Source organism: Clostridium sp. (assembly GCF_050717635.1).
Classification (GTDB): Bacteria; Bacillota; Clostridia; order Clostridiales; family Clostridiaceae; genus Clostridium_AD.
In genome coordinates this window covers 148,804-166,401 of sequence record NZ_JBOITO010000010.1, presented here as the reverse complement: position 1 = coordinate 166,401, position 17,598 = coordinate 148,804, and the positions used below count along the sequence as shown (strand labels likewise).

Genomic DNA, 17,598 nt, shown 5'->3' with positions numbered 1-17,598 from the left:
GTGGCATGTTGCTATGAGTTTATAAAAAATATATACTTAGGGAGATGGGAATTAACATTAACAATGTGTTAATAACAAGGTTTAAAAGAGGAAAAACAAATTGTTTATAGAATGAATAAATATATGTATATTTTTCTCATTTAATAAATAAGGAGGTATTTTATGAAAACATTAAAGGGTACAAAAACAGCTGAAAATCTTATGAAATCATTCGCAGGTGAATCACAAGCAAGAAATAGATACACCTATTATTCTTCAGTAGCAAAAAAAGAGGGATATATTCAAATAGCCGATATTTTCACCGAAACTGCAGGTAATGAAAAAGAGCATGCTGAAAGATTCTTTAAATTCTTAAAAGAAAGTTTAAATGGAGAAGTGGTAGAAATTAACGCTACATATCCTGTGGGATTATCAGATACTAAGGCAAATTTATTATGGGCAGCAAATGGAGAAAAAGAAGAGTGGTCAGAGCTTTATCCAGCATTTGCAAAAGTTGCTGAAGAAGAAGGCTTTGCCAGTATCGCTTTTGTTTATAGAAAGATTGCTGAGGTTGAAAAACATCATGATGAAAGATATAGACAGTTATTAAGCAGAGTAGAAAATAATACAGTATTCACTAGAGATACAGAAGTTATGTGGAAATGTAACAACTGTGGTTATATCTTTGAAGGCACAAGTGCTCCAGAGCTATGTCCAGCGTGTGCACATCCTAAGGCATACTTCGAAGTGTTATCTGAAAATTATTAAAACTTTTGGTGCCACCCACGTGGCAAGGGCAAAGTGAAACTTGCCACTTGCCACGTGGGTGGCACCTTTTTTTTGTTGACAAATAATTTACTTAAGTGTAATATGTACATATACCCACATGAGCATATAAGGAAGTGAATTTAATGGAAAAATTAACGAATTTATTTAAAGTGTTATCCGATGAAACGCGACTTAGAATTTTGATCTTATTATATCATAAGAAGCTTTGTGTATGTCAAATTCAAGGAATTTTAGAAGAAACTCAACCTAAGATTTCAAAGCATTTAGGTAAACTTCGAGATATGGGCTTTGTACGTGATGAAAGGCAAGAGAAATTTATATATTACTATTTAGACAGTGATAATGAACTTCTCAGTGAGATACTTATGAATATAATTTCTAATTCGGAAAATTACACTGCGGTACAAAAGGACTTGAAAAATCTTCAAAAGGGCGATGAATACGTTGAAATGTTCAAAAATAAATGTAATTGTAATAATTAATTTAATAAAAATGATTGTACAAAATATTAAACAGGTAGGTGACAATAGTGAATGTAATAACACAGATATTTTCCTTTTTAAATGATGGGCTTTTGAAAATGACTTGGCTTTCAGAGCTTATTCGAATGCTTGTAGAAAACGTATTTGGACTCTCTATTAAAGAACAATTAGGCGGTAGTGTGCACTTTTTTATATATGATATTATAAAGATATTCATACTATTATCAGTACTTATTTTTGCTATATCATATATTCAAAGTTATTTTCCACCTGAAAGAACGAAGAAACTTCTTGGAAATATCAAAGGTGTAAAGGGAAATATACTAGGAGCATTACTAGGAACTATTACACCATTTTGTAGTTGTTCTAGTATTCCAATATTTATAGGATTTACTTCGGCAGGACTACCTCTTGGAATAACTTTTTCTTTTCTTATATCTTCACCACTAGTAGATTTAGCATCACTATTAATTTTAATGTCTTTCTTTGGTCCTAAAATAGCAATAGCATATGTAGTTGTCGGACTGATTTTAGCAGTTATTGGTGGAACTATTATAGATAAATTAGGACTTGAAAAGTATGTAGAAGGTTATGTAAAAGAAATAGAAAACGTGGATGCAGAGGTGATTGAGCTCACAAGAAATGAGAGAATATCTTATTCGAAGCAGCAAGTTAAAGATGTATTCCACAAGGTTTGGCTATATGTTATAATTGGCGTTGGTATTGGAGCTGCAATTCACAACTGGATACCGCGATCAATAATTGAGAATGTAGTTGGGAATAATAATCCTTTTGCAGTACTTCTAGCAACAGCAGTGGGAATACCAATGTATGCAGATATATTCGGTACACTTCCAATAGCAGAAGCATTGTTTGGAAAAGGTGTAGGTATTGGTACGGTATTATCCTTTATGATGGCTGTAACTGCTCTTTCACTTCCATCATTAATTATGCTTAGTAAAGTTGTTAAACCTAAATTATTAGCTATATTTGTAGCAATAGTTGCAACAGGTATAATTATAATAGGATATCTATTTAACGCATTTTCATTCTTATTAGTGTAAAAAATAAATTTACAAGGAGAGATTATTATGATAATTAAAGTTTTAGGTTCAGGATGTGCTAGTTGCAAAAAACTAGAGGAAAACACAAGAAAGGCAGTAGAAGAGTTAGGAATAGAGGCAACTATCGAAAAGGTTGAAGATTTTAAAAAAATAATGGCCTATGGAGTTATGAAAACTCCTGCTCTAGTAGTAGATGAAAAAGTGAAAATCATGGGTAGGGTGCCAACGGCTGAGGAAATTAAAAAATATTTATAATAAGCTTATCTTACTAAAGTAGCTTATAGATTTTAATAAGGCCCTGATATTTAGGGCCTCATTATATATATAATATATCCTAATATTCAAATATAACGTTTAACGATTGATTAAATAATAGTTTATATTCGTTATTTACCATAACAATAAATAGTAAAATTTAATAGTTACATTATGACAATTAGAGAGGGGATGAATTTATGAATATAGTGTCTTTGTCTAATCTAGATTTATTCCGGGTAGTAGATAGATATACACATAAGGCATGCTACGGTTACCACCAGGAATGTTATGCTACAGAGTGGCAACGGCTATCTGGGTGCGGACCTTCTGCAGCCACAAATATTATTGCTTATTTAAGTCAAACAAGGATTACGTTGCTACTCGGACATAGATTTACTAACAAAGAGAACTGTTTGCCAGCAATGGAAGAAATCTGGGAGTATGTTACCCCAACAACAGAAGGGATACCAACAACTAAAATATTTTATGAAGCTGTAATTTCTTATACATTAGCAAAAGGTCTGAATGTTGAATATGATTATTGTGATATACCAGAAGATAAGGCTAATCGACCTGAATTGGATAAAATAATAAAATTCATAAATGGTTCCCTACTAAAAAATTCGCCTATTGCCTTTCTAAATTTATGTAATGGTCAGGTAAAAAACTTTGAGCCTTGGCATTGGGTAACAATAATTTCTCTTGAGTATGAAGAGGATGAAACAAGTGTGTTTGTAAACATTTTGGATGAAGGTCAGATTAAAAGAATAGATCTTAAATTATGGTACAATACAACAACGCTTGGAGGGGGATTTGTATATTTTACATGGTAAGCACTATAAAACTATTGTTAGTTTAGATTACAAAGCTTTGAATTGTAGGTTTAACGCCTAAATTTCATAGCTTTCATTTGTTTTGATACAGAATTGTGAAATTATCCATGTATAAATATGTAAAATAACACATAGATTGATATGAATACCAGGTAAAAGCATGGAAGAATAATACAAAGGGGCGTGTAAATTATGGATGAGAAAAAGAATATAAAAATTTCTAAAAATATTGCTAAAATAATTATACCTGTACTTATAGTAGTAGCAGTAGGGGTAATATGGTATTTGAAAAACCTTAATAAAATACCAATTGTTATAAATGATAATTCTTCTTTTGATTTACACGTAACAGACACTTTAGACATAGAGAAACTTAAATCATATGGACTACCCATTATGATCGATTTTGGTGCTGATTCCTGTGCACCTTGCAGGGAAATGGCTCCTTTATTAGTGGAGCTTAATGAAGAGCTTGGTGGAAAAGTAATCATAAAATTTGTGGATATATGGAAGTATCAAAGTTTGGCAGAGGGATATCCAATTAGCGTAATTCCAACACAAGTTTTCTTTGACAAACATGGCAAACCTTATACGCCCAAAGACACAAAAGCGTTTCAAATGAAAATGTATTCATCCAAGGAGACAAATGAACATGTATATACCACTCATGAGGGTGGAATGAGCAAAGAACAGTTACTTGCTATATTTAAGGAGATGGGTATGGAATGATCAATGAATGGTTAGATATATTATCAAAGCTTATTTCTGAGAGTTTTTGGCTTGCGCCTTTAATTGCACTTCTTGCAGGTGTATTAACCTCATTTACCCCATGCGCAATTACAAGTGTGCCCCTTGTAATTGGGTATGTAGGTGGCACTGGGAACAATGATACAAGGAGAGCATTTAAATTATCACTAGTTTTTGCTGGTGGGATGGCAGTTACTTTTACAATTCTAGGAGTCATGGCATCTATTCTAGGAAAGCTTATGGGAACATCAAGTTCTTTATGGTATATTGCACTGGGTACTCTTATGGTACTTATGGCACTTCAAGTTTGGGAGGTATATAATTTTATACCCTCAGCTTCTTTAACAAGTAAAAAACCTAAAAGAGGCTATATAGGAGCTTTTGTAGCAGGAGTACTAGGAGGGATATTTTCATCACCCTGTTCAACCCCAGTACTTATAGTCTTACTTTCAATAGTAGCAAAGGAAGGTAATATCGCAAGGGGGTTACTACTTTTACTATTATATTCTATAGGTCACAGTTTTCTAGTTATAATAGCAGGAACATCAATTGGTTTTGTCACAAAGCTTACTTTAAGTAATAAATACAGTACATTTAGTAAAGTGTTGAAATATATTATGGGTACAGCAATTTTGTTTATTGCTTTTTATATGTTTTATTTAGGGTTTTAGAAGAATATTATGGTATGGTGTTGACAAATTAGGGGGCTAATATTACAATATGAGTGTAAACGGATATACGAATATACAAAAGGGAGGATTATTTTATGAAACCAAAGGTAGCATTTATATGTGTTCATAATTCTTGTAGATCACAAATGGCAGAGGCATTGGGTAAATTATTTGCATCAGAGGTGTTTGAATCATATTCAGCGGGAACTGAAACTAAGCCTCAAATTAATCAAGATGCAGTGAGAATAATAAAATATTTATACAGTATAGACATGAATGAAACTCATACATCAAAATTGCTAGATAATATACCAGCAGCTGATGTTGTAGTGAAAATGGGATGTAATGTAGTTTGTCCAATAATGGCTCATAAGCATGAAGAGGATTGGGGACTTGATGACCCTACTGGAAAATCTGATGATGAATTTATAAAGACAGCGAAATTAATTGAAGAAAAAATTAAAGATTTAGCGGAAAGAATTGAAAGAAGTGAAATTGATTTAAGTGGGGAAGTGGTGTGGTAGTGGTTGATATATTTAAAGCATTAGGAGAAGAGAATAGACTTAGGATACTATCACTCCTTATGGAGGGCGAAATGTGCGTATGTGAAATTGAGCAGTGCCTAGATATGAACCAATCAAATGTTTCAAGGCATCTAACAGCTCTTAAAAAATGTGGAATACTTGAGACCTATAAAAAAGCACAATGGGTATACTACAAAATAGATAATAGCTTTATAGAAAATAGACCTGATTTGTTTTCTTATTTAAAAAAAGAACTTAAGCAATTACATTCTTATAGTAGTGATTGTGAAAGATTGGGTAAATGTAAGCTTCAAGACCTATGTAACAACAAATAAAAAATTAATTTAAATAAAGAATATTGTGAATTTAGAGGAGCGATTAATTATGAGTGAAGTAAAAACACCCGAAATAGGATTCTTTCAAAAGTATTTAACAGTTTGGGTAGCCATTTGTATGGTCGTGGGGGTACTAATTGGAAGGTTTATTCCGGGGATTCCGGAATTCTTAAATAAGTTTGAGTATGCGAAGGTTTCCATACCTACAGCTATACTTATTTGGATAATGATCTATCCCATGATGATGAAGGTAGATTTTCAAAGTGTTAAAAATGTAGGCAAGAACCCGAAAGGTTTATATGTAACATGGATAACAAATTGGCTTATAAAACCATTTTCAATGTATGCAATAGCTTCATTTTTCTTTTTCGTAGTATTTAAAGCATTTATTGCACCAGAACTAGCTACGCAATATCTTGCAGGAACAATATTACTAGGAGCTGCTCCTTGTACTGCTATGGTATTTGTATGGAGTCACCTTACAAAAGGTAGTCCGGCTTATACCGTCGTGCAAGTAGCAACAAATGATTTGATTATTTTGGTTGCGTTCATTCCTATTGTTAAATTTCTTTTAGGTGTTAGCAACATTACTGTTCCTTGGAACACACTTATTTTATCAGTTGTTTTATTTGTTGTTATTCCTTTAGTTGGAGGCATTTTGACTAGAATTACGGTAACAAAGAAAAAAGGCCTAGAGTATTTTGAAAATGCCTTCCTACACAAGTTTGATAACGCGACTACGGTTGGGCTACTACTAATACTTATATTGTTATTCTCATTCCAAGGTGAGACCATAATAAATAACCCGCTGCACATTTTACTAATTGCTGTGCCATTAACTATACAAACATTTTTGATTTTCTTTATTGCTTATTTAACAAGTAAAAAGCTAAGATTATCACATGATATTGCTGCACCAGCTGGAATGATTGGAGCATCAAACTTTTTTGAATTAGCAGTTGCAGTTGCCATTGCACTGTTCGGTATGGACTCTCCGGCAGCACTTGCTACAGTGGTAGGAGTACTAGTTGAAGTGCCAGTAATGCTGATTCTTGTAAGAATCGCAAACAAAACTACTCATTGGTTCCCAGAAGCAGCAGCTCAAAACAAATAATAATAAATATGATTGGAGAGATTATAAATGAAAAAGGCGTTGATGAGCTTCCTGTTAATGTTTTAGATGGTGAAATAGTTTTAAAGGGCAAATATCCAACTAATGAAGAATTAACGAAATTTTTAATCCGCAAAATATTAAACTTACAAAATATTTATTCTATACAGGTAAAGGCGGTGTAGGTAAAACTTCAACAGCTTGCGCTACAGCAGTAAATCTTGCTGAAGCTACACCTGCATGCGAAGCAATGCGTCTTGAAGAAGATTTGAAACGTGCAAAGATTGCTGCAAAATGGTGGGTTATTAATTATGGAGTGCTGATGAAATTAAAGGCGATAAGTTAAAAGATTTATTAGTGTAAAATTATAAGTAATTGAATTGCCAGCTGTTTTATTTCAGATAGCTGGCAATTTTTAATATAATAGACGTTGAAAACTTTTTTAAAATACTTTATACTAATTAAAAACAATAGGGGGTTAGACCTAATTGAGTAATTTAGTTTTATATGGATTAACAATTTTCTTACTAGGTTTTTCTTATTTCAAGAATAAGAAAAAAACGAAAATGGCACTAAAAAAATCATGGAAAGCATTTGAGAATATTTTGCCAGAGTTTTTAACAGTTATAATGTTTGTTGGAATTTTACTTTCGGTATTTAACGCAGAGTTAATATCAAAGGTTATCGGAGAAAATTCAGGTTTCTTTGGCATTATAATAGCAGCAGTAGTTGGAGCAATAACTTTAATTCCAGGATTTGTTGCTTTTCCTACAGCTGCAATGTTACTTCAAAATGGAGCAGGATATATGCAAATAGGTGCTTTTATTTCAACATTAATGATGGTGGGTATTGTTACTGTGCCAATAGAAATAAAATATTTTGGCAAGAAGTTAACATTACTTAGAAACGTATTTGCTTTCATATTTTCATTTTTAGTAGCATTTATCATTGGAAAGGTGGTTTAATTCTTATGAAAAAATTATTAAAAAGATATAGATACTTTATAGCAATGATAATAGCAGTAGGAATTCTATCAATATTTAATTATAGTTTAGGAATGAAATCTTTTAGTATTGCAGCATATAGTTTTAAAGAAATGGCACTAGTTATACCACCTGTTTTTATACTACTTGGACTTCTTGATATATGGGTCCCAAGAGAAATGATGATGAAATACATGGGCGAAAATTCAGGTTTTAAAGGAATAATACTTGCATTAATTATAGGCTCAGCAGCAGCAGGTCCACTTTATGGTGCATTCCCTGTAGCAGCAGTATTCATGAAAAAAGGAGTTAAATTTAGTAATATTATAATTTTTATAGGAGCTTGGTCTACTACTAAAATTCCAATGTTATTATTTGAAATATCATCCCTTGGAAGTAGATTTGCAATAACTAGGCTGTTAATTGATATTCCTGGGATACTGATAATTGCCTTTTTATTATCAGCCTTTGTTTCGAAGGATGAAATTGATATTATTTATAAAAATGCAGAAAAATTATAATTTTTATAAAGTAAAATGTGTTTTTTTTTATAAAAAACATTTATTTAGGAGGTAACCATTGAAAAATGATATTGAAACTGATATTTTTGATGAATTAATGCAAGATATAAGTGAGGGTAAGTATAAGGTAAATGATAAGTTGCCCTCTGAAAATGAAATTGCAGATATAAATCATGTTCCAAGAATTGTAGCAAGGAAGGTATATGAGCAGCTAGAAGAACTTGGGTATATATATACAAAAAGAGGTAAAGGCAGATATCTTAAACCTAGATATTATGAAATAGAGCTGGTTCTTTTTGGAAAGGAAAGTTTCAGTGAAAAAATGAAAGCTAAAGGCTATGAGCTCATCACAAAGAATATAATTTTTGAGCAAATTAATTATGATGAGAAAATTTACAATAGATTAGGTGTGACTGTAGACGCGGACGTATTTAAAATAGCTAGACTCAGAATCGTTGAGGGAGAACCAGTTGCTATTCATACGTCTTTTGTAGCTAAATCAGTATTTAATGACATTGATAAATGTGGAAAACACATAGTATCTATGTTTGAATATTATGGGCAACATGGTTATAACAGCTTTAAATCATCTATAAGTGTGTTAAGCGTTTCAATAGCCTCAATTGAAGAGCGAAAGCACTTAGAATGTTCTAAACTCATACCACTTATAATACTAGAGACTGATTGCATTGATGAATACTCTAAAGTGGTGTTAGAGTATTCAAAAATATCATACAGAGGGGACCGTTTTAAATATAATTTAATATAAAAAGACCGTTGTTTAAAAAAACAGCGGTCTTTTTACGTTTAATTTATCAGTGTAACAAAGACATAACATTGTTTACACAGGCTTAATGACGATTAGCTTGGCAACAAGATATAATAAAATTATAAGTATTTAAAGAAAAATAAATAGGGGTGATTACTTGAAAAGGCGAAAAAGAACAGAGATATTAATTAAAGGAAACCCTACAATTGCGGAAAAACTAGCTTTAGAAATAGAAAGAAACTATAAAGTTAAGGTTATTCAGGATCCGGAGTATTGCCTTGTGATGGTTAAAATGAGAGAAACTGCACAAAGGTCGCTGTTTTATCTAGGTGAAGTATTGGCTACAGAAGCAAAGGTTCAGATTTTAGATAAAATTGGAATTGGAATAGTAAATGATAACAAACCTGAGCTTTCCTATTGGCTAGCAGTGATAGATGCTGCATATATTGCAAAACTGCCGGAAACTAAAGCTTTCGAAGAGATATTAAGAGAAGAAGAAATAAAGATAAATGAGGAAATATCGTGTAAACAGTCAAAGATACTCAAGACAAAAGTAAATTTTGACACTATGGATGTGTAATGGGAGATGAGAAAATGAAACTGGATTTAGTTCATGATATACAATCATCATATAGAAAAACCTTAAATTGCATGGCACGGCCGGGAATAATAGAGAACATCAAAGAAGAAAGCGAAAAAATAGATATTGATGTAAACTTTTATAAATCTACCATGGTATTAATGCTAATGCTATTAGATGGAGAAGTAAGTTACAAAATCATTACAGATAAAGAGGAAGAGGTAATAAATGTTGTTAATCAAATGACATTTTCAAACTCAGCAGGGACAAAAGATGCTGATTTCATATTTATTTTAAGAGATGCATCACCTGAAGTGGTTGAAGGGGCTTTTAGAAATGCAAAAACAGGTGATTTGGTCAATCCTCACAAGTCTGCAATTATTATTTTTGAAACAGATGGATTATCAAATGAGCAAGAACTTGCGCTTATTGGTCCGGGCATAGAACATACTAACTACGTAAAAATACAGACTAAGGCGAGTTGGATCCAGGAGAGGGATAAGATTAATGTTGAATATCCCATTGGTATAGATTTTATTTTTACAGATAGTTCATCAAATATAATGTGTCTACCAAGAACGACTCAAGTTTCAAAGCAGGTGGTGTAAACATGGGATATGTAGCAGTAAAGGGTGGAAGTGCAGCCATTGAAGAATCTATAAGAAGACTTAAGTATGAAAGATTAAAGGAAAAAACAGTACTTAAAATTGAAGATATAAATGGAGGGCTTAGGGGCCTTATTGATCAAGTAATGTCTGAAAGCAGTATTTATTCAAAGGAGCTTGCATCCATTGCAATAAAACAGTCAGAAGGAAATGTGGAGGAAGCTGTATTTTTACTTAGAGCATATAGATCTACATTACCAAGAAAGCATTATACAAAAGTAGTGGATACTAAAAATATGTTTGTTGAGAGAAGAATTTCTGCTAGTTTTAAAGATGTACCAGGAGGACAGATATTAGGATCAAGTTATGATTATACACATAGACTTATTGATTTTGATTTAATAGATGAAACAAGTGAAGATGTCTTAAACTGGTTAAATAATTTTGAAAATGAAGTAGTTTCAAATCAAGATGAAACAGATTTAACGAATTTACCTAAGGTCTTAGATTATCTAAGAAAAGAGGGGCTTATCGAAAATTATGAAAATAATGATGTTCAGCCCATGGATATAACAAAAAAGAGTATAGAGTTTCCTACAACTAGAAGTGAGCGAATGCAGATACTCACTAGAGGTCAGACAGGAACTATTACTTCACTTGGATATGCTGCTCTAAGAGCTTACGGGGCGCTTCACCCAACTGTAGGAGAACTTAGAATTGGAATGATTCCACTGTACATTACCAGTCCACTAAATAATTCCAAAGATGAAGAAGACGAATATTACATTGGAGATATAAAAATTACAGAAGTGGAGACCTTTATGCCTAGAACTGTTGAAAAGAAAGTAGGCATTAAAGAGATAAAGTTTGACATAGGCTATGGAATTTGTTACGGGCAGAATGAAACAAAGGCAATTGCAATGAGCATATTAGAGCAATGCCTGGAGGCTAAAGATAAGAAATATCCTACCCAAGATGAAGAATTTGTACTACTGCATATAGATTCAGTAGAGTCTGCTGGCTTTATATCTCATCTTAAACTTCCTCACTATGTAACCTTTCAGTCTAAACTTGATAGTGTTAGAAAAATACGCACAGGGGGGACTGGAAATGAAAATAAAGTATAACTTTGCATTCTTTGATGAGGGTTCAAAAAGAGAAATAAGAAGAGCTACATTAAAAGCAGTTTCAATACCTGGATATCAAGTGCCTTTTGCATCAAGGGAAATGCCTATAGGAAGAGGCTGGGGAACAGGCGGATTACAGCTTACATTATCTCTAATTGGTGTGGAAGACATTCTAAAAGTAATAGACCAAGGATCAGATGAATCAGTAAACGCAGTAAATATTAAAAAGCTTATTAATAAGACTACAGGGGTTAAGACTACCGATATGACGAGAGATGCCAGTCTAATTCAGTCAAGACATAGAATACCCGAAATTCCACTAGAAGAAAATCAAATACTAGTACTACAGGTGCCGCTACCTGAGCCGCTAAGAGTTGTTGAGCCCAGTGAATATGTTACAAAAAAGCTTCATGCTGAAAATGAATATAGTGGTGCCTGGCTTATGCTTTTCGAACAAATAGTTAAATTTGGAAAAGTATCAACTGGAGCAGATCATCCTGTGCTTGTTCATGATAGATACGTTATGGCACCAAGTCCAATACCTCGTTTTGATAATCCTAAAATGAATTACTCAAAGGCATTAATATTACTAGGAGCTGGAAGGGAAAAGAAGGTTTATGCTGTTCCACCTTATACAAGTGTTAAATCTCTTGCCTTTGAGGATTATCCTTTTGAAGTTGAAGATGTTCATAGTAAAAAGTGCAGATTATGTGGAAGTTCAGGAGTTTATATGGATGAAATAATTGATGATAATACCGGGGAAGCCTCATTTCAGTGTAATGATACAAGCTATTGTTTGGGAAAATTAAATATTAGAGCAGATAATTTAGGTGGTGATTTATAAATGGAAGACTTTGAAAAACCAATAATTTCCGTAAGAAAATTAAACAAGCAGTTTGGAGAAGGATGTATTAGCTGCAAAGGTGGGGATATAGATTCCCCAAAGGACAACTATTGCAAGCAGTGTGGAACAGTGTATGCTTGCAGGGATATTTCTTTTGACCTATATAAGGGTGAAATTCTTGGAGTAGTTGGTGAAAGTGGCAGTGGTAAATCTACTATGATGGGATGTTTGTATTTTGACACGCAGGTGTCTAAGGGGGAAGCGTATATAAGCAGTTATAAAAGCGGTGATTCAAACATCTTTGATGAGTCATCACAACAAAAGAGATATATAAGAAATAATGTCCTAGGAAAAGTATATCAAAACCCAATAGATGGTCTTAAGATGAATTTTTCTTCTATAGGAAATATTGCAGAAAAGCTTATAGCGGCAGGTTATAAGAATGTGGGATACATGGAGAGACGAGGCAGTGAACTTCTAGAACATGTAAACATACCTCTTTTTAGAATGAAGGAAGCACCAGTAAATTTTTCCGGTGGAATGCAGCAAAGAGTACAAATTGCTAAAGCTTTATCTAACAACCCCCCAATACTACTTTTAGATGAGGTAACTACAGGACTTGATCTGTCTGTACAGGCAAATGTACTGGATTTAATAAAAATAATCCAAAGGGAGCTAGGCATAAGTATGATTGTTGTGTCTCATGACCTTTCAGTTATACGAATGCTAGCTGATAGAACCATTGTAATGTTAGATGGAAAAATAGTTGAACAGGGACTTACGGATCAAATACTGGAGGATCCACAAAATGCTTATACTCAACAGCTAGTATATTCAATGCTATAAATTGTTAGGAGGGTTTAAGATGTATTTAATAACTAATGGTAGGATTGTAACTGAAAATGAAATATTACATGGATACGATTTATTAATAAAAGATGATTTAATTGTTAAAATTGCTCCACAGGGAGAAATAGTAAAAAGTAAATTTGAGGAAATAGTTGATGCTAGAGGAGGCTTTGTTGCTCCTGGTTTTGTAGATATACATTCAGATTATATTGAGAGCATGGCGTCACCAAGACCTTCAACTTTGATTGACTTTAATCTTAGCCTAAGGGAAACAGAAAAAATACTTGTGAATAACGGTATTACAACTATGTTTCATTCTTTATCATTATGGAAAACTGATGAATTTTCACACAAACAGATTCGCTGCATAGAAAATGTAAATAAGTTTGCAGAGGTAATCCAAAACACGCATGACAAAAAACATTTAATACGTCATCGCTTTCATGCGAGGCTTGAAATAGATAATACCTCCGCTGTAGAAAGTTTGAAAAAATATATAGCCCAAGATAAAGTGCATTTAATTTCTTTTATGGATCATACTCCAGGGCAAGGACAATACAGAAATGTAGAAATTTATAAAAAAACAATTAGGGGATACAAGGATTTTACTGATTGTGAGTTAGACTCAGTAATGGAATATCATGATACTAAAGAAAAACTTACCGCATGCATGCTTAAGGAATTAGCAGACCTTGCAAAAGAAAAACACATTCCAATAGCATCTCACGATGATGATAGCGATGAAAAACTAGAATTTATACAAAGCCTTGGCGCTACCATAAGCGAATTTCCAATAACACTTGATGTTGCAAGAAAAGCTAAGGAAAGAGGATTATTTACTATTGCAGGAGCTCCAAATATACTACTAGGGGGATCTCATACAGGTAATTTGTCCGCAGCGGAGGCTATAGCAAATGATACTATTGATATTTTGTGCAGTGACTACTATCCAGCAGCAATGCTCCACGCTATATTTATACTTCATGAAAAATATAATGAGGATCTAAATCGCATGTTTAACCTGGTTACTATAAATCCTGCAAGAGCTGTGAATATGGACAGAGACATTGGATCAATAGAAGAGGGTAAGAAAGCAGATATCATCATAATACAGAAAATTGATGTTGATTTTCCAGTTATAACTTCGGTTTTCGTTGATGGAAAATTAGTATCAAAAATAGATTACAGGGTATGATTATGGAAAATAAATTGCTTACAGAGGAGCCAATAGTTCATGAAAATTGTGAACTTGCGAATACAAAACTAGGAAAATACACTGAGGTGGGGATTTTCAATTTTTTCGAAAATGTAACACTTGATGATTATTCTTATACTGGCCAATTTTGTTTTGTTCAAAATGCAGAAATAGGTAAATTTTCTAATATAGCAGCAATGGTTAGAATAGGTCCTACAGACCATCCTATTGATAGACCAACCCTACATCATTTTACCTACAGAAGTGATATGTATGGATTTTGTGATAGTGAGGATACTGAATTTTTTAAAAGTAGATCCAGTAGAAAAACATATATAGGTCATGATACTTGGATAGGTCATGGAGCTATAATAATGCCTGGTGTTACTATAGGCAATGGAGCAATAGTAGGTAGTGGAGCTGTTGTAACTAAAGATGTAGCACCTTATACCATTGTAGCTGGTGTGCCATCAAAACTTATTAGAAAAAGATTTAGTGAGGATGTTATTTTTAAGCTTGAACAAATAAAATGGTGGGACTGGTCGTATGCGAAAATAAAAGAGAATTTTAAGGATTTTCTACTTGATATTGATAGCTTTGTATTAAAAAATTATGAAAAGAGATGATATTATGAGTTATTTATTAAAAATTGAAAGTTTGAGTAAATCATTTACTCTCCATAATTTAGATAAGCACATAAAGTCATGTGAGGGTATTAATATAGATTTAAAAGAAGGCGAATTCATAGGTATAACCGGAAGAAGTGGTAGTGGTAAATCTACTATATTAAAGTGTATTTATAGAACTTATTTACCAGAGGGTGGTCAGATTTTATATAGCTCAAAGAAATTTGGTCTAATAAATATTTCAAAGGCTTCTGAAAGGCAAATCATAAATCTTAGAAAATATGAAATAGGATACGTATCTCAGTTTTTAAATGTAATGCCAAGAACCACAGCGAAACAGATAGTAGAACGAGCTGTACTAGAAATGGGTTTTGACTTTGAGTATGCATCCACCCAGGCTGAGAAAATGCTCTTACATTTTGAATTGGGACGGGACCTTTGGGATAGTTATCCAAATACATTTTCTGGTGGAGAAAAGTTGCGACTAAATATTGCAAAAGCAATGGTAAAGCGTCCAAGACTTCTACTTTTAGATGAGCCTACAGCAAGTCTTGATGACGAATCAAAAGCGAAAGTAAGAGTATTAATACAGCAGCTTAAAGGTGAGGGAACGACAATGCTTGGAATTTTTCATGATATTGATTTTATGGAAGGACTTTGCGACAAAATATATAATATGGAGGCTGGAGAATTAATATGAAAGCAGATTTTCATGTTCACACAAATATTTCTGACGGATCCATGAACATTGATCAGGTAATAAGCATGGCTATTTCAAATGAAGTTACTCATATGGCAATTACAAATCACGACACCGTAAAGGGACTTCCGGAAGCTATACTTTTAGGGAAAAAAGCTGGGATAAAAATAATTCCAGGCATAGAGATATCAGCTTTTGATTTTGAAACTGGAAGAAAAATTCATATCTTAGGCTTTAATTTTAAGCTTGAAGCTACAAATATTAAAAAAATCTGTGATCCGATTTTAGAGAGAAGACATAATAATTCACTGTGGCAAATAAGTGAACTTCAAAAAAATGGGTATATATTTAATGTTGATAATATTCATTCTAGAGCCAAAAGTAGTGAGGTGATTTATAAACAGCATATTATGGCAGAGCTCACAGAGGCTGATTATAGTTCTAGAGCATATTCGGATTTGTATCAAAAGCTATTTAAGGGTGATGGAATCTGTGCAAGAGATATTGAATACGTTGATGCCACAGACGCAGTAAGGGCAATAAAAGAAGATGGAGGAATTGCAATCCTGGCGCATCCGGGACAACTTGATTCATATAGTTCTATTGATAAGCTTGTGACAGCAGGACTCGATGGGATTGAACTGTATCATGAGGACCATGGACAGGAAGATCACATAAAGGTAATGCAATACTGTAGGAAAAATTATTTAATTACTACAGGGGGAAGTGATTTTCACGGGAGTTATGGGAGTCCTGTAAAAATAGGACAAAAAACTAGCGCTGAGGAATTTATACATGTGCTTGATAATGGAATAATTTATAAAAATTGAATATATAGAAAGATTAACATTTAATTAACAATGACATAACAGAGCATTAACCTTGAAAAGGTATCATGATATGTATAGCGATAAAAATAAAATATTTAAAAATTCTAGGGGGTAAATTCATGAAAAAAATAATATTATTAGTAACAAGCGTTGTTCTTTCAGTTTCAATGTTTGCAGGATGTTCTAGTACAAGCGGTGCTGCTACTGGTAGCAAAATAAAGTATTATGATAAAATAACCATGATTTGGTATCCTAATGAATCTGCTGATGCTTTCAAGGAAACTCGCGATGAATTATGTAAAGTGATTGAAACAGCTACAGGAAAAAAGGTTGATCAAAAGACTACAACAGATTATTCCATTGCTGTTGAAGCTATAGCAAGTGGTAATGGACAAATAGCATTTATGGGTGGGCAGGGTTACGTTGAAGCCAACAAAAAAAATTCTAAGGTTTTACCACTGGTTGTAAACACTGGAGAATCAGGTACTTTAGACGATGCTATATATTATAGCTGGCTTGCAGTTAATAAAGGAACAGAAAGTGAGTATGAAAAAGACGGAAAGTATGAAATTGATAATATTCAGGGAAAAAAAATATCCTTCGTTTCCAATAGTTCCACTTCAGGTTTTAAAGTACCTACTGCTGGTATAATCAAACAGTTTTCCACCCAAGATAAGTGGAAGACTTTAGAGGCAGATAATTTAATAGAGGGTGGATCTGATAAGTTCTTTAGTGAAGTGTTATTTGGTCAATCACATCAAGGCGCTGCAGCTAATCTTTTAACTGGTAAGGCAGAGGTAGCAGCATTCTGTGATACTGTTTTAGCACCATATGTTGAAGTTACCACTGGAAACGCAAACGCTGTAGGTGCGGTTTATAAGATAAAAGAAGGTGCATCAGATCCATTTACTAATTTAGTTGGCAAGGAATATGTACTTATAAACTCTACTCCAGTATTAAATGGACCTTTTGCTGTTAATACAAATACACTCAAACAAGAGGATATAGACAAAATAAGAGATGCTTTTATAGCAGATTCTACTACAAATAATAAAAAAATATTTTATATAAAAGGTGAAACTGAGGGACTAATTGAAAAGAAGAAAGATACAAAATTTGTTGCAGTTGAGGATGCTTGGTATGACCCAATTAGAAAGCTTTCAGAATAGATATTAG

At 33.1% G+C, this 17,598-nt stretch carries 23 protein-coding genes and 2 pseudogenes; all 25 read left to right on the top strand.

The genetic code is table 11. The features are described 5' to 3' along the window. Positions 1 to 162 precede the first annotated feature (162 nt). The 25 genes and pseudogenes from rbr to ACREWB_RS05385 all read left to right on the top strand — a co-directional run bounded on the left by rbr (position 163) and on the right by ACREWB_RS05385 (position 17,591). A complete protein-coding gene (rbr, locus tag ACREWB_RS05505) occupies positions 163 to 747 on the top strand; it encodes a rubrerythrin (protein WP_431546484.1) in 585 nt (194 codons plus the stop codon). Positions 748 to 890: 143 nt separating this feature from the next. Then, a complete protein-coding gene (locus ACREWB_RS05500) occupies positions 891 to 1,250 on the top strand; it encodes an ArsR/SmtB family transcription factor (protein WP_431546483.1) in 360 nt (119 codons plus the stop codon). 98 nt (positions 1,251 to 1,348) lie between these two features. Continuing rightward, positions 1,349 to 2,314: a permease gene (locus ACREWB_RS05495; RefSeq protein ID WP_431546525.1), complete on the top strand. Its 966-nt coding sequence runs from the start codon at positions 1,349 to 1,351 to the stop codon at positions 2,312 to 2,314. 27 nt (positions 2,315 to 2,341) lie between these two features. Further along, positions 2,342 to 2,569 (top strand): thioredoxin family protein, encoded by a 228-nt coding sequence (locus ACREWB_RS05490; protein ID WP_431546482.1) that lies wholly within the window; start codon positions 2,342 to 2,344, stop codon positions 2,567 to 2,569. 200 nt (positions 2,570 to 2,769) lie between these two features. After that, positions 2,770 to 3,405, top strand: coding sequence for a hypothetical protein (locus ACREWB_RS05485; RefSeq protein ID WP_431546481.1), 636 nt, complete (start codon positions 2,770 to 2,772; stop codon positions 3,403 to 3,405). Positions 3,406 to 3,597: 192 nt separating this feature from the next. After that, positions 3,598 to 4,134: a thioredoxin family protein gene (locus ACREWB_RS05480; RefSeq protein WP_431546480.1), complete on the top strand. Its 537-nt coding sequence runs from the start codon at positions 3,598 to 3,600 to the stop codon at positions 4,132 to 4,134. After that, on the top strand, positions 4,131 to 4,823 hold the full coding sequence (locus tag ACREWB_RS05475) for a cytochrome c biogenesis CcdA family protein (protein ID WP_431546479.1): 693 nt from the start codon (positions 4,131 to 4,133) through the stop codon (positions 4,821 to 4,823). The genes ACREWB_RS05480 and ACREWB_RS05475 overlap by 4 nt, the downstream gene beginning before the upstream one ends. Before the next feature lie 95 nt (positions 4,824 to 4,918). Next, a complete protein-coding gene (locus ACREWB_RS05470) occupies positions 4,919 to 5,347 on the top strand; it encodes an arsenate reductase/protein-tyrosine-phosphatase family protein (protein ID WP_431546478.1) in 429 nt (142 codons plus the stop codon). After that, the gene (locus ACREWB_RS05465) at positions 5,341 to 5,682 is read left to right on the top strand and encodes an ArsR/SmtB family transcription factor (RefSeq protein WP_431546477.1); all 342 of its coding nucleotides are present in this window, start codon (positions 5,341 to 5,343) and stop codon (positions 5,680 to 5,682) included. The genes ACREWB_RS05470 and ACREWB_RS05465 overlap by 7 nt, the downstream gene beginning before the upstream one ends. Before the next feature lie 49 nt (positions 5,683 to 5,731). Further along, positions 5,732 to 6,796 carry an ACR3 family arsenite efflux transporter gene (gene arsB / locus ACREWB_RS05460; protein WP_431546476.1) on the top strand — a complete coding sequence of 355 codons (1,065 nt, stop codon included), beginning with the start codon at positions 5,732 to 5,734 and terminating at the stop codon, positions 6,794 to 6,796. Positions 6,797 to 6,804: 8 nt separating this feature from the next. After that, positions 6,805 to 6,867: pseudogene (locus ACREWB_RS05455) on the top strand (hypothetical protein); the annotation flags it as partial. A gap of 38 nt (positions 6,868 to 6,905) precedes the next feature. Beyond that, a pseudogene (locus tag ACREWB_RS05450) lies at positions 6,906 to 7,022 on the top strand (ArsA-related P-loop ATPase); the annotation flags it as partial. A gap of 259 nt (positions 7,023 to 7,281) precedes the next feature. Beyond that, on the top strand, positions 7,282 to 7,758 hold the full coding sequence (locus ACREWB_RS05445; RefSeq protein ID WP_431546475.1) for a permease: 477 nt from the start codon (positions 7,282 to 7,284) through the stop codon (positions 7,756 to 7,758). A 5-nt stretch (positions 7,759 to 7,763) separates the two neighbouring features. After that, on the top strand, positions 7,764 to 8,297 hold the full coding sequence (locus ACREWB_RS05440) for a permease (RefSeq protein ID WP_431546474.1): 534 nt from the start codon (positions 7,764 to 7,766) through the stop codon (positions 8,295 to 8,297). A 58-nt stretch (positions 8,298 to 8,355) separates the two neighbouring features. Then, the gene (locus ACREWB_RS05435) at positions 8,356 to 9,066 is read left to right on the top strand and encodes a GntR family transcriptional regulator (protein WP_431546473.1); all 711 of its coding nucleotides are present in this window, start codon (positions 8,356 to 8,358) and stop codon (positions 9,064 to 9,066) included. Between the two features lie 157 nt (positions 9,067 to 9,223). Continuing rightward, positions 9,224 to 9,646, top strand: a complete 423-nt coding sequence (gene phnG / locus ACREWB_RS05430) for a phosphonate C-P lyase system protein PhnG (RefSeq protein ID WP_431546472.1) — start codon at positions 9,224 to 9,226, stop codon at positions 9,644 to 9,646. A gap of 14 nt (positions 9,647 to 9,660) precedes the next feature. Then, the gene (gene phnH / locus ACREWB_RS05425) at positions 9,661 to 10,254 is read left to right on the top strand and encodes a phosphonate C-P lyase system protein PhnH (protein WP_431546471.1); all 594 of its coding nucleotides are present in this window, start codon (positions 9,661 to 9,663) and stop codon (positions 10,252 to 10,254) included. Positions 10,255 to 10,256: 2 nt separating this feature from the next. Next, complete coding sequence (locus ACREWB_RS05420; protein WP_431546470.1) at positions 10,257 to 11,378, top strand: carbon-phosphorus lyase complex subunit PhnI; 1,122 nt, start codon at positions 10,257 to 10,259, stop codon at positions 11,376 to 11,378. Further along, positions 11,362 to 12,222, top strand: coding sequence for an alpha-D-ribose 1-methylphosphonate 5-phosphate C-P-lyase PhnJ (locus tag ACREWB_RS05415; protein WP_431546469.1), 861 nt, complete (start codon positions 11,362 to 11,364; stop codon positions 12,220 to 12,222). Before ACREWB_RS05420 ends, ACREWB_RS05415 begins: the two co-directional genes overlap by 17 nt. Next, positions 12,223 to 13,068, top strand: a complete 846-nt coding sequence (locus tag ACREWB_RS05410; protein ID WP_431546468.1) for an ATP-binding cassette domain-containing protein — start codon at positions 12,223 to 12,225, stop codon at positions 13,066 to 13,068. A gap of 19 nt (positions 13,069 to 13,087) precedes the next feature. Then, positions 13,088 to 14,266 (top strand): phosphonate metabolism protein PhnM, encoded by a 1,179-nt coding sequence (gene phnM / locus ACREWB_RS05405; RefSeq protein ID WP_431546467.1) that lies wholly within the window; start codon positions 13,088 to 13,090, stop codon positions 14,264 to 14,266. Between the two features lie 2 nt (positions 14,267 to 14,268). After that, on the top strand, positions 14,269 to 14,892 hold the full coding sequence (locus tag ACREWB_RS05400; RefSeq protein WP_503417241.1) for a DapH/DapD/GlmU-related protein: 624 nt from the start codon (positions 14,269 to 14,271) through the stop codon (positions 14,890 to 14,892). Between the two features lie 4 nt (positions 14,893 to 14,896). Next, complete coding sequence (locus tag ACREWB_RS05395) at positions 14,897 to 15,592, top strand: phosphonate C-P lyase system protein PhnL (RefSeq protein WP_431546465.1); 696 nt, start codon at positions 14,897 to 14,899, stop codon at positions 15,590 to 15,592. Then, positions 15,589 to 16,422, top strand: a complete 834-nt coding sequence (locus tag ACREWB_RS05390) for a PHP domain-containing protein (RefSeq protein ID WP_431546464.1) — start codon at positions 15,589 to 15,591, stop codon at positions 16,420 to 16,422. The genes ACREWB_RS05395 and ACREWB_RS05390 overlap by 4 nt, the downstream gene beginning before the upstream one ends. Positions 16,423 to 16,541: 119 nt before the next feature. Then, positions 16,542 to 17,591: a PhnD/SsuA/transferrin family substrate-binding protein gene (locus ACREWB_RS05385; protein ID WP_431546463.1), complete on the top strand. Its 1,050-nt coding sequence runs from the start codon at positions 16,542 to 16,544 to the stop codon at positions 17,589 to 17,591. The last annotated feature ends 7 nt before the right edge of the window (positions 17,592 to 17,598 follow it).